The organism is Clostridium carnis, assembly GCF_054657435.1.
The window spans coordinates 386,967-400,023 of the sequence record NZ_BAAHYS010000001.1 but is presented as its reverse complement, the minus strand read 5'-3'; the positions used below and the strand labels follow the sequence as shown (position 1 = coordinate 400,023).

The 13,057-nt window shown below is 25.4% G+C and carries 13 protein-coding genes and 1 pseudogene; 12 read left to right on the top strand and 2 right to left on the bottom strand.

Annotated elements, in window-relative coordinates; translation table 11 throughout:
* The first annotated feature begins 34 nt into the window (after positions 1-34).
* Complete coding sequence (gene ribH / locus ACYQ1T_RS02025; protein WP_459831165.1) at positions 35-496, top strand: 6,7-dimethyl-8-ribityllumazine synthase; 462 nt, start codon at positions 35-37, stop codon at positions 494-496.
* Between the two features lie 112 nt (positions 497-608).
* Here ribH and ACYQ1T_RS02020 read toward each other — a convergent pair whose 3' ends face one another.
* Positions 609-1,073 carry a GreA/GreB family elongation factor gene (locus tag ACYQ1T_RS02020; RefSeq protein WP_459831163.1) on the bottom strand — a complete coding sequence of 155 codons (465 nt, stop codon included), beginning with the start codon at positions 1,071-1,073 and terminating at the stop codon, positions 609-611.
* Between the two features lie 156 nt (positions 1,074-1,229).
* Between ACYQ1T_RS02020 and ACYQ1T_RS02015 the strand changes: the two genes are divergently transcribed.
* From ACYQ1T_RS02015 to ACYQ1T_RS01970, 10 genes and pseudogenes are all read left to right on the top strand, one after another.
* Positions 1,230-2,120, top strand: coding sequence for a radical SAM protein (locus tag ACYQ1T_RS02015; protein ID WP_459831162.1), 891 nt, complete (start codon positions 1,230-1,232; stop codon positions 2,118-2,120).
* 126 nt (positions 2,121-2,246) lie between these two features.
* The gene (locus ACYQ1T_RS02010) at positions 2,247-3,596 is read left to right on the top strand and encodes a B12-binding domain-containing radical SAM protein (RefSeq protein WP_459831160.1); all 1,350 of its coding nucleotides are present in this window, start codon (positions 2,247-2,249) and stop codon (positions 3,594-3,596) included.
* Between the two features lie 139 nt (positions 3,597-3,735).
* A complete protein-coding gene (locus tag ACYQ1T_RS02005; protein ID WP_459831158.1) occupies positions 3,736-4,911 on the top strand; it encodes a hypothetical protein in 1,176 nt (391 codons plus the stop codon).
* A gap of 15 nt (positions 4,912-4,926) precedes the next feature.
* Positions 4,927-5,610, top strand: a complete 684-nt coding sequence (locus tag ACYQ1T_RS02000; RefSeq protein WP_459831157.1) for a response regulator transcription factor — start codon at positions 4,927-4,929, stop codon at positions 5,608-5,610.
* Positions 5,611-5,614: 4 nt separating this feature from the next.
* Complete coding sequence (locus ACYQ1T_RS01995; protein ID WP_459831155.1) at positions 5,615-6,991, top strand: HAMP domain-containing sensor histidine kinase; 1,377 nt, start codon at positions 5,615-5,617, stop codon at positions 6,989-6,991.
* Positions 6,992-7,001: 10 nt separating this feature from the next.
* Positions 7,002-7,103, top strand: a pseudogene (locus ACYQ1T_RS01990) (type VII toxin-antitoxin system MntA family adenylyltransferase antitoxin); the annotation flags it as partial.
* A gap of 112 nt (positions 7,104-7,215) precedes the next feature.
* Positions 7,216-7,716 (top strand): GAF domain-containing protein, encoded by a 501-nt coding sequence (locus tag ACYQ1T_RS01985; protein WP_459831153.1) that lies wholly within the window; start codon positions 7,216-7,218, stop codon positions 7,714-7,716.
* Positions 7,717-7,879: 163 nt separating this feature from the next.
* Positions 7,880-8,083 carry a heavy-metal-associated domain-containing protein gene (locus ACYQ1T_RS01980; protein WP_459831151.1) on the top strand — a complete coding sequence of 68 codons (204 nt, stop codon included), beginning with the start codon at positions 7,880-7,882 and terminating at the stop codon, positions 8,081-8,083.
* Positions 8,084-8,272: 189 nt separating this feature from the next.
* Positions 8,273-9,193, top strand: coding sequence for an ABC transporter ATP-binding protein (locus tag ACYQ1T_RS01975; protein WP_459831150.1), 921 nt, complete (start codon positions 8,273-8,275; stop codon positions 9,191-9,193).
* A complete protein-coding gene (locus tag ACYQ1T_RS01970; protein WP_459831148.1) occupies positions 9,193-10,416 on the top strand; it encodes a DUF2705 family protein in 1,224 nt (407 codons plus the stop codon). Before ACYQ1T_RS01975 ends, ACYQ1T_RS01970 begins: the two co-directional genes overlap by 1 nt.
* Before the next feature lie 198 nt (positions 10,417-10,614).
* On the opposite strand, the gene ACYQ1T_RS01965 is transcribed toward ACYQ1T_RS01970, so the two are convergent.
* Entirely contained in the window at positions 10,615-11,415 is an 801-nt protein-coding gene (locus ACYQ1T_RS01965; protein ID WP_459831147.1) for a phosphotransferase, read from the bottom strand.
* Positions 11,416-11,768: 353 nt separating this feature from the next.
* Here ACYQ1T_RS01965 and ACYQ1T_RS01960 point away from each other — a divergent pair, with 353 nt between their 5' ends.
* The gene (locus ACYQ1T_RS01960) at positions 11,769-13,040 is read left to right on the top strand and encodes a DEAD/DEAH box helicase (protein WP_459831146.1); all 1,272 of its coding nucleotides are present in this window, start codon (positions 11,769-11,771) and stop codon (positions 13,038-13,040) included.
* Positions 13,041-13,057: the final 17 nt, after the last annotated feature.

Below are 13,057 nucleotides of genomic sequence, written 5' to 3'. Positions count from 1 at the left end.
TATTTTAAATATTTATAATATAGGAGGATATAAAATGAGAATAATTGAAGGAAATTTAGTAGCAGAGGATATTAAGGTTGGTATTGTTGTAGGGAGATTTAATGAGTTTATTGTATCTAAATTATTAGGTGGGGCATTAGATGGATTAAAAAGACATGGTGTTAATGAAGATAATATAGAAGTAGCATGGGTACCAGGTGCATTTGAAATTCCATTAATAGCAAAAAAGATGGCACAAAATAAAAAATATGATGCAGTAATATGTTTAGGAGCAGTTATTAAGGGCTCAACACCACACTTTGATTATGTTTGTGCTGAAACATCTAAGGGAATTGCATCAGTATCATTATCATCTGAGAAACCAATTATATTTGGAGTTTTAACAACTGATACAATAGAACAAGCTATTGAAAGAGCTGGAACAAAATCAGGAAATAAAGGGTATGATGCAGCTGTAACAGCAATAGAAATGGTGAATTTAATTAAACAATTTTAGTTTTAAAAGAACACGGTGAAGTAGATTTCAACGTGTTCTCTTTTTATAAAAAAAACAGTAGATAGATTTAAAATTACACAAAAGTCTATATACTGTCCCATTAAAAATAGCTTTAGAACATCTCTAATATTTCTATTGAGTATTTTTCAGCAGGAGCATTAACCTCAACTATATCCCCAGTCTTTTTTCCTAACAATGCTTTGCCTAAATCTGATTCTATACTTATATGCATATTTTCAGGATCTAAATCCATAGTAGTTACTAGAGTAACAATAGTTTCAAAGTCATCTTCTATAAATTTAATTTTAGCTTTACTATTAATTCCTAGTGCTGATTTATCTATATTTATATCATCTATTATAGTTGCTGTTGAAATCATAGTTAATAAATATTGAATTCTATTATCATTTTCTCTATAGTTTGCACAAGCTTCTTTATATTCAGCATTTTCTGACCTATCTCCATGAGCAGCAGCTATTGCTTTTTCCTTTGCTATTTCAGCTCTTTTTACTGTCATTCTATATTCTAATTCTTCTCTTAATTTTTTTATATTTTCCTCTGTCAGTTGGTTATTCATAAAAAAATCGAACCTCCCCAAAATACATTATGTTAATATTATATAATATATAAGAAAAAATAAAAGATGTTTTATTTAGTATATAAATATATACAAGATTATTCATATATTAGAAAAAATATTTATTGTAAATTAATAAGTAGGTAGGAGAAAAAGATGAAATATGTAGAACCAGTATATAGACCACCAAGCGAGGCTTTTGGATTAATAATTCAAGCTACTTTAGGGTGTTCTCATAATAAATGTGCTTTTTGTAATATGTATAAGGAAAAAAGATTTTTTATAAGAAATATAGAAGATGTTATTAATGACATAAGAAAATCTAGAAAAGAAAATTTATTTGTAGAAAAAATATTTATTGCTGATGGAGATGCACTTATTATTAAAACAGAGAACTTAAAAATAATATTGAAAGAGATTAAAGAGATTTATCCTGAATGTAAAAGTGTAGGAATTTATGGGTCTCCCAAATCTATATTATTAAAATCAGAAAAGGAATTAAAGGAGCTATATAACTTAGGATTAAAAATAGTATATTTAGGTGTAGAAAGTGGTAGTGAAGAAGTATTAAAATTAATAAATAAAGGTGTTAGTCAAAAGGAAATGATAGAGGCAGGCTTAAAGATTAAAAAATGTGGATTTAAATTATCAGCAACATTAATTACAGGGTTAGGTGGCACTAAATATACAAATAAGCATGCACTAGAAAGTGCTAAAGTAATTAATAAAATAAAACCTAATGATTTAGCCGTATTAAAAGTAATGATAGATGAAAATACTAAACTTGGAAAAATGGTAAAAGACGAGAAGTTTACAGAATTATCATTAGAAGAATCTGTAAATGAAATAAAATTATTAGTAGAAAACCTAAATGTAGATGAAATGGTGTTTAGATGTAATAAGCTTTCTAATTGTATAAATTTATCAGGCGTATTTAATAAAGAAAAATTAAATTTTATAAAAGAAATAAATAGAGTTTTGGATAATGAAGATTTTAATGAGCCAATATGGGAAAATCCAAAGGTTCCACATGGGTTAGGGCTATAAAAATTATATAGTATTTAAGATACTGATTTAATGAAATTTGTATTTTAATAGAGTGTTTTATAAAAATATGGATAAATTAAACTAAAATAGATATAATGGTATAAAATGGAGAATAAGGAGATGTAAATGAAAATAAAATTTATTTTACCAGCACTAGAAGAGGCGAAAAGCCCATATTGGAGGCCAATAAAATATTCATTATTTCCTCCTTTAGGCTTAGCGACTTTAGCATCATTATGTGATGAATCAGATGAAATAGAAATAGTAGACGAGCATGTAGAGGAAATTAATTTAGATGATGAACCAGATTTGGTTTGTATTGAAAGTTACATAACTAATGCATATAGAGCATATGAAATTGCAGATGCATATAGAAAAAAAGGAGTAAAAGTTGCTATTGGAGGGTTACATGCAACTTCATTACCTAGTGAAGCAAAAAAACATGCAGATTCTATATTACTTGGCTTAGGTGAAACTAGCTTTCCTATATTTTTAAATGATTTAAAAAATGGAAAGATTAAAGAATTCTATAATCAAGGGGAAGTTTCTTTAGATAATTTACCACTTCCAAGAAGAGATTTATTTAAACAAAATAAATATTTAGTTCCAAATTCCATGGTCTTTTCAAGAGGGTGTCCTAATAAGTGCTCTTTTTGTTATGTTAGTTCATTTTATAAAGGTGGAAAATCATTTTTTGTATATAAAGTGGACAGGATATTAGAAGAAATTGAAAGCATGAAGGGAAGCCATTTATATTTTCTTGATGATAATATATTTGCAGATAAAAAGCTATCAAGGCAAATTTTTAAGGAAATGAAAGGTATGAATAAAGTATTTCAAGGGGCAATAACTGTAGCTTCTATTCTTCAAGATGATACAATAGAACTTGCACGTGAGGCTGGTTTTAGAAGTGCTTTTATTGGGTTTGAAAGTATTGATAAACAAAATTTAATTCAAGCAAATAAAGGGTCTAATATTGGAAAAGATTATAGTAAAGCAATAAAAAGATTAGATGATTTAGGAATAATGATAAATGGAAGCTTTATATTTGGATTAGATAGTGATACTTTAGATGTTTTCGATCAAACTACAGAATGGGCTATAAATAATGGTATAGCTACAGCAACTAATCATATATTAACACCTTATCCTGGAACTGGAATATATAATGAAATGGATGAAAAGAATAGAATTATTACTAAAGATTGGAGACTATATGATACTAGACATTTAGTATTTAATCATCCGAATATTACAAAAGAAGAAATGGAAAGGGGATATAATAAAGCTTATAAGGATTTCTACAGGTGGAAAAATATATATAAGGCATCAAAAGAACATGAAGAACTTAGAATGAAATTAAAACACTTTACATATGCAGGATCATGGAAAAAATTTGAGCCAGTATGGAACTTTCTAATTAAAAATGAACTTCTTTCAAAAGCAAGAGGTACTTTAGTAAGAACGTTAAAGTAATAAAACTAAAAATTTTACAAAGAAAATAAGATTATATAAATATTTTATTTTAAATAGTTAATAACTTTGTAACAAGTAAATAAATTATGTAAAAACCTTTATGTATTATATAATTAATATAGTATATGGAGGTTTTTTTATGAAAAAAGCAGTTTTATTTTTACTGACTACATTAATAATTTTTAGTGTAAGTTGTAGTAATACAAAGGTTTTAGAAGAAAATACTAAGGAGAATAATTTAGGGGATAAATATAAAATAACTGAAAGAACTGTTAAAAATAATTTTGAAGATAAAAGATTTATACCTTTAGTTTATGATGAAGATGGAGTAAATGGAATTTTAGATACAACTAAGCTTGGTGTTATAAATGAGGAAGATCATAATATACCATATATGGTTAATGAAAATGGTGAGTTTAGAAAAGCAAATAATAAGTTCTTTATAAACCAAGGTTTAAACTTTGTTAAATCATCAGGGAGATCTTCTTATAAAGGTATATATAGTGAAGGGCTTCATACAAGAGATCAGAAATTTTATTATATAGATTTACTAAAGGAAATTAAAATAAAGTTAGAAGGTTATGAAAATATTTATTATAAAATGATAGATGAATATAAAGGAGTACACAGTGTAGAATTTCAAATAAATGATGATTACTATATAAAGCTAAATGAACCTATGAAAGAAGGAAATGCTTTAGGAATTCAAGAAATAGTTGTTGTAGATATAAAAAATAATACATTTTACTCATCAGATTTAATAGAGCTACAAAGCAATTACTATTATTATAATTATAGAGAAAAAGCTATTATGACAATAGATAGATTAGGAAAAGTAAGTAAAGTTATATTAAAAGATAGTAAAGTTACCTTTGAAGATTATAAGGATATAAACTTAAGAGGATATAAAGTAGGAGAAAACTATGTTTTAAAATCAACATATACAATTGATGATAATTTAATTTTAAAATTAAGAGATGAAAAAGATTTTATAGTAGATGCTATATACAATATATATTCTAATGAAATATATATTTTAGATGATAAAAAGAAGGTAATTAGCAAAATAGAAAATACTAATTTTTTATTAGTAAATTATAATAATGGAACTTATATTTCAGAGTTAGATACTTTAGGAAATTTAAAGTTAATTTATAAATTATCTGATGGAGAAAATTATGATAATATTATTGCAGTATCAAATAAAGATGGAAGTAGTATATTTTTTACATCAGTAAAGTATGATGTTTCAGAAGGTGCAGTTAAATTTATAAAAGATATTAAATACTTATTTATTGATATAAATAAAATATAAATTAGTTGGTGAGTTATGGGAAAGAAGAAAATATTAGTAGTTGAAGATGAATATTCAATAAATGATGCTATAACTTTTGCATTAAGAAAAGAAGGGTATGACGTAAGAAGTGTATTTAATGGCAAAGATGCATTAGATAAAGTTAAGGAATTTAAACCAGATTTAGTTTTACTAGACTTAATGCTACCTGATATTGATGGCTTTGATATATGTAAAGAAATATCTAAAGTAACATATGTAATAATGTTAACAGCAAGAGGAGATATAATAGATAAAATATTAGGACTAGAGCTTGGCGCAGATGATTATATAGTAAAGCCTTTTGAAATTAAGGAGGTTTTAGTTAGAATAAAAGTAATATTTAGAAGGAATGAAGAAAAGCATAAAGAAAATATTATTTCTAAAAAAAATCTCAAAGGGGAGACTATAAAAATTAATAAAGTAGATAGAAGAGTAATAAAAGATGGCAAAGATATACCCCTTAGAAGAAAAGAATTTGATTTATTAAACTTTTTATATGAGAATAAGGGAATTGTATTCTCAAGAAATGATTTATTAGATAAGGTTTGGGGGTATGATTATGAAGGAGATACACGAACAGTTGATGTTCATATAAGAAGGCTAAGAGAAAAACTTAATGAGGATAAAGAAAATTCTATTATTGAAACAATATTTGGAATAGGCTATATAATGAGGTGATGTTTTGAATAAAACATTAAAAGGAAAGCTTTTAATAGGAACAATATTATCTGTTATAACAATAAATATATTTTTTACTATATTTATATCAATATTTTTAGAAAAGTCATTTAAAAGAGATATTATAGAAGAAATGACTAAAATAAAGTTAACATCATTAAATATAATAAATCAAAATAAAGTTATATCAGAACCAATTTGGAAAGTGTTGTCACCAATAAATGAAATAACTAATGGGTATGTTAGTATAGCTAATTATAATGGAGATATAAATCAATCTATTGGGAAAATAATTAGTAATGGAGAAATTACAGAAATATTAAATGAAAGTAAAAATATAAAATCTATAATTAGGTTTAAGAATTTAAATGGTAATTATTTTGCAACTTATAATTATCCTATTTATGATAAAGATAATTTTCTAGGCAATTTAGTAATACAAAAAGATTATTTTAATAAATATAATGATATGATAAAAACAATAGGAATTATAGTTTTAGGACAAATCTTTGTAGTTGTAACAATAATTTTGGTTATATCTATAATTATAGAAAAAGTTACAAAGCCTATTAGAACCTTAAATTATTCAATGGAAGAGTTTAATTTAGGAAAAGATATTAAAGATATAGAGATAGATACAAATGATGAAATAGCAGATTTAACAAAAACATATAATTCTATGAAGAACCAATTAAATAAGCAAGAAAAAGCTTTAAGGGAATTTTTTAATAATGCTACACATGAATTAAAAACACCTATTACAGCGATATCACTTTATTCTCAAATATTAAGAGATGAAAATATAAAGGAAATAGATGAAGAGTTTTTAAGTAGAGCAACAAATAGAATAACCATTGAATGTGAAAAAATGAAAGAGTTAGTAGAGAAAATATTAGATTGTTCTAGGGGAAGTGTAGATAGCAATAAAAATACAATTCAATTTTCGATAACTAATGTAGTAAAAGAAATACTAGAAGATTTAGAGTTAATGTTAAAAGACAACGAGATTTCTATAATAAAAGAACTAGAAAAAGTAGAAGTTTATGGAGTTCTAGAGGATTTTGAACAAATTATACTAAACCTTTTAGATAATAGTATAAAATATACAACTAATAAAAAAATTTATATAAAGTTATATGAAAATAATGAAGAGATAAACTTAGAAATTAAAAATAAATGTGTAGATTTCCCAAATGAAGTAAAATATAGATTGCTAGAACCATTTGTAAAATATAATAAATATAAAGAAATATCCAAAAAGGTCAGTAGCTCAGGCCTGGGATTATATTTATGTAGTGAGCTTGCAAGAAAAAATGGATTTACATTAACATATAAAATTGTAAGAAATGAAATTACTTTTAACTTAAATTTATTCAAGTAGATGAGATAATGTATTTATGAAGGCCCAAAAACTTGATGATATATTTAAAAGAGATGTAGATTTAGTTGATTTAAAAAAAGCATCTACGGTTTTTAAAGCTGAAGTTGTAGGGAAAAATATAGAACTAGTAATTTATTAAGTATTAAAAAATAAATATTAAGAAAGAAAGGGGGATTTAGAGATAGTGTGGTAATTTTAATACACATTATATCTAAATATAATTTATGTTTGATATATCAATTTTTAATAATATGAATAATGAAGAAAAACTAAAGAATATGTTACTTATGCTTGAGGGGGTTGTTCAAGATAAAAATGACTCAAATCTTACAAAACTTTGTAATGCTTCAGCACTAATTAATGCACTTATAGGAAGAATTAACTGGTGTGGTTTTTATTTAGCTAAAGGTAATGAACTAATTTTAGGGCCATTTCAAGGTATGCCAGCATGCACAAGAATAGAAATAGGTAAAGGGGTATGTGGTAAAGCAGCTTTAAATAAAAAAACCATAGTTGTAAAAGATGTACATAATTTTGAAGGACATATAGCCTGTGATGCAGCTTCAAATTCTGAAATAGTATTACCAATAGTAAAAGATAATATTTTATATGGGGTATTAGATTTAGATAGCATGGAGTTAGAAAGATTTACAAAATTAGAGAAAGATTACTTGGAAAAATCAGTAGAAATACTTAAAAAATATATTGATTTTAATAATATATAATAGTTAGTTTGTAAAGTAATTAAAAAAATATAAATAGATTATTTACTTGTAATTATATAATTAAATGGTTATTTTCTAAAAGAATTAACAAAAATTAGCTATTTATATATTATAAGATTTTGGAACATACTATATTTGTATCAATTTTGAAAGGAGTATAGTTATGGAGAGATTACATTGCAAAGTAAATGGAATAGCTAATGAAAATATGAAAACACAACTAAAAAATTCTCTAGAAAAAGTTGAGGGTGTAAATCAAGTTTGTGTTGACATGGCAAGAAAATCAGTTGAAGTAATTTATAATGAACCAGCAACACAAGAGATTATAAGAAGTTGCATACAAAATACAGGTCATGAAATTGAATAATTAGTATGAAAATAGTCTATGAATTTATAATATCATAGACTATTTTTTTTAGTTAATAAAAAATCTAGTAAGTTTTATAGATGTTTATATAAATTTCTTTAAGGAAAAAATAAGAAATTATAAATTGTATATTAAGATTTTAGGAATATAATTCTAGATGTATTAAAAGAGAAGTTGGAGGAAACATAGATGAATGTTTTAGAGGTAAATAACTTAAAAAAGACATTAGGTAAAAGAGAAATTATTAAAGGTGTAACTTTTAATATAAAATCGGGAGAAATATTTGGATTTTTAGGACCAAATGGAGCTGGTAAAACTACAACTATAAGAATGTTGGTTGGATTAATTAAGCCAAGTAGTGGTGATATAAAAATTTGTGGACATGACTTAAATAGTGATACAAGCAATGCTTTAAGAGAAGTTGGAGCAGTAGTTGAGAATCCTGAATTATATAAATATTTATCAGGAAGAGAGAACTTAATGCAAATTGCAAGAATTAGAAAAGTATCAAAAGAAGATGTTGAAGAAACTATAAGATTAGTTGGACTTGAAAATAGAATTGATGATAAAGTAAGAAAATATTCTTTAGGAATGAAGCAAAGATTAGGGCTTGCAGCATCGCTTTTATCAAAGCCCAAATTACTTATACTAGATGAACCTACTAATGGACTTGATCCTTCAGGTATATTAGATTTTAGGGAAGTTGTACAAAAAGCAGCTAAAGAAAGAGGAATGGCTGTATTTGTATCATCACATATATTATCAGAAGTTCAAAATCTTTGTGATAAGGTTGCTTTTATTAATGATGGTGTAATTAAGGCGGTTGAAGAAATAAATAAAGATACACATTCTATGGAAACAGATAAAGATATAGTTTGTTTAATTTCAAATGATGATAATAAAGCTATTGAAAAGGAACTTTCTAGTTTAGGTTATATTTCAGCATGTAATATAAATGAAAAAGGATTACAAATAATATTAGAAGCTAATTCAACCTCAAAGTTAGTAAAACATTTAGTTGAGAATAACTTTAAAATTGAAGAAGTTTATAAAGTAAGAAAAGGATTAGAGCAAAGATATATGGAGTTAGTTGAAGGAGGTATAAGATAATGTTATTTGTACTAATTAAAAATGAGTTAATAAAACTTATTAGAAAGGCTAAAACTTGGATTATATTTATACTTTTTGCAGCTTTTATAGGATTAACAATATTTGCACAATATAATGGTGATAAAAAAACTAGATTATGGAATTCTCCAGAAAAACAATTAGAGATGGCAAAGGAAAATTTAAAAAATTATACTGAAGATTTAAAGGCGAATAACAATAGTGATGCAAATCCAGAATATATTAAGCATTTAGAGACATCGATAGAAAATTCCAAAAATAAAATAAAAGATTATGAAAATATAATTAAAAATGGTAAAGATAAAGATGATTGGAAGATTAAATTAGATGAAGAAATTAAAGAAACTAACACAATGATAGCGTCATATGAGAAATATAAAGATGAATGGTCAAAGAAATATATTTTAGAATTAAATGAAAGGCTAGAAAGACTTAATTATTCTAAAGAAAACAATATAGAACCACTATATGGATGGGAATATGAAGCTTACAACTATATGACTAATCTTATGAAGATTTTAGGAATGGCATTATTACTTTGTGGTATTTCTGTATTTATGAGTGACATAGTATCTGGAGAATGTACTCCTGCAACTTTAAAATTTTTACTTGTTCAACCTATAACTAGAGGTAAAGTACTATTATCAAAGTTTATAGCCGTTACGTTAACAGTTCTTACTATGATTATAGGGGGAGAACTTATTGGATTTACATTTATAAATTTAACTAGTAATTTTAGTGCTTCAAATTCTCCAGTTAGTATAGGAGCTAAATACGAAAAGATAGTAAATTCAGAAGGCTTTATGGAACTATCTAAAATAGCAGGTGCAGGGCATGTTGGAACTAATTTAGAACTATTTACTAAGGCTATTTTATTCCAAGCGTTATTTATTATTGCAGCTTGTGCAGTAGTATTTTTAATATCTACTTTAATAAAGAGTAGTATGATAACTATGGCAGTATCAGTAGTGGTTACAGTATTCTTAACAGTAGCTAGTCAAATGATAGCTCCATTAAAAAGTATTGCACATTTAGTATTTACAAACTATGGTGATGCAATAGGAATATTTACAGGTAGTAGTGCAGCAATGTTTAACAATGAAAATATGACAGTATTAAATGGAATTATTGTTATGGTTATTACAACTATAGTAGCATATTTAATTGCACATATTAACTTTAAAAATAAGGATATTCTTATTTAGTATAATAAAAGTTTATTATAAAACTAGATATTAGCATTAGTTAAAGGATTAATGCTAATATCTAGTTTATTTTTTAGAAAATTATATCAAAACATAAATCATAGATAACTTAAATATAATTTAATAGCTATTATTAGCTGTAAAAATAAAAGATACGTGCTATGATTTCTTTTGAAGAAGAGTATATATATAAAGAATCTATAAATTCTCAATTAAGTCATCTAATATCATATTCCCACCAAGTTTATAATCATAATCATAGGTACTATTAATTGATTTTATAAGACTCCAAGTAGAATTCCAAAGCTTAACTACAAATAAGTAATCATCTAATTTTTCTTTTAAATTATCTGAATAATATCCAAAATAATTAATAAGTAAATTCTTTTTAGAATCCTCATTTAAAAACCAAGATAAGGTAGCTAAATCAAAAAATATATCCCCCATAGCAGAAAATTCAAAGTCTATAAAATAAACTTTTTCATTATTATAAAGAATATTAGATATATTTAGGTCATTATGACAAAGTCCGTAATGTATTTCTTCAGTTAATTTATCTTTAAGAAGTTTTAATTTATTAAGGATTTTATCTATATTATGGTTAAAATCAAAATCGTTACTAATTAAAAATGATATGTTATTTTCAATAACTTCAAAAGGGTTGAATATATGATCACATTTTAAGTTATGTAAATTTTTTAATGTTAAGGTAAGAGCTTTTATAAACTCATTTGAATTATAGATATTTATAGTAACTTTAGAATTTTCTACAAATTTACTTAAGAGAATTCCAGTATCTTTATTGTGATATATTATTTCAGGAGAAATACCGTTTGATTCAACTAAATTTAATATGTAGTTTTCATTAGAAAAATTATTGATATTATCTTTACCAGGTATTCTTAAAACATAATTTAAATCATTTAAATTTAATAAATAATTTAAATTATTAAGTCCACCTAGTTTAGTTAAAGAATAAGTGTTATTTAGGATATCCATTTTTATCTCCTCTAATTATTTTCTAATAAGCATTATATCAAATTAAACTTAAAAATATATGAAAATAGAGCAATAAAAGTATTTCCTACTAGGGAAAAGAAGAAGATAATAGTTTTATCTAAAATAGGCAAAAAACAAGGTATTTGATATTTTAATAAATAAGTAATGCTATTTTACTAAAAGAAGGGTATAATAGTTATGAGAGACACTCGCTATATGTATGGGTTTGTTACTTATATATATGTAGTGTCTTTTTTTATTTTTTGTGGAGAAATAAATATAAGAAGTTATTTTAATAATATATTTAGGTGAAGGCGATAAAATTTTATAATGCCTTCAAACAAGGAGAAAAAATGTTATTTAAAGATTTAAATATAATAGAACCAATTCAAAGGGCTTTAAATGAAGCTAGTTATACAAAGCCTACACCAATACAGGAGCAATCAATTCCATTATTATTAAATGGAAGAGACTTTTTAGGTTGTGCACAAACAGGCACAGGTAAGACTGCTGCTTTTGCTATTCCTGTTTTACAAAATATTGTGCAAAATCAAAAAAAGGAAAATTCATTAAGGGAAATAAAGGCTTTAATATTAGCACCTACTAGAGAATTAGCAATTCAAATAGAAGAGAACTTTACTGTTTATGGCAAGTATATTGATATTAAAAATACAGTAATATTTGGTGGTGTATCACAAAAGCCTCAAACTAAGATATTAAGAAATGGAGTGGATATTTTAATTGCAACTCCAGGTAGATTGCTTGATTTAATAGATCAAAAATATATTGATTTAAGCAATGTTAAGCATTTTGTATTAGATGAAGCTGATCGTATGTTTGATATGGGAATGGTTCGTGATGTTAAAAAGATAGTAGCTAAGTTACCAAAGGTTAGACAGAATATTTTATTCTCAGCAACTATGCCTTCAGAAGTTATGAAGTTAGTAAATGATATTCTTAAAGATCCGGTGAAAGCTTTTGTAGCGCCAGTTTCATCCACAATAGATACTATTACTCAAGGTGTATATTTTGTTGAAAAGAAAGAGAAGAAGTCTTTACTTGTTCACCTACTTAAAGACGAAGATATTAAATCATTATTAGTATTTTCAAGAACAAAGCATGGCGCAAATAATATTGTAAGAGATCTTTGTAAGGTAGGAATAGAATCACAAGCAATTCATGGAAATAAATCTCAAAATGCAAGGCAACTTGCCTTAAGTAATTTTAAAGAAGGTAAAATAAGGGTTTTAGTAGCAACTGATATAGCGGCAAGAGGAATTGATGTAGATGAGTTGTCTCATGTAATTAATTATGATTTACCAGATGTACCCGAAACTTATGTACATAGAATTGGAAGAACTGGTAGAGCTGGACATAATGGTGTAGCAATATCATTTTGTGATAATGAGGAAAGAAAAGATCTTAAGGCTATTGAAAAAGTAATAGGAAAGAACATTCCTATAATGGATAATGTTGAATTTGAAAGAATAGTTATAGATAAAGAGCCATTAATAAAGAAAGAAGCTGAAAAGAAAACTGCTTCTAAAAAACCAAGAAGAAATTGGTATGCAGACAAAAAAAGAAAGCAAAGTAATGGTCAACAAAGAAAAAAGCAATTTAACTAAAATATAGAATATTATTA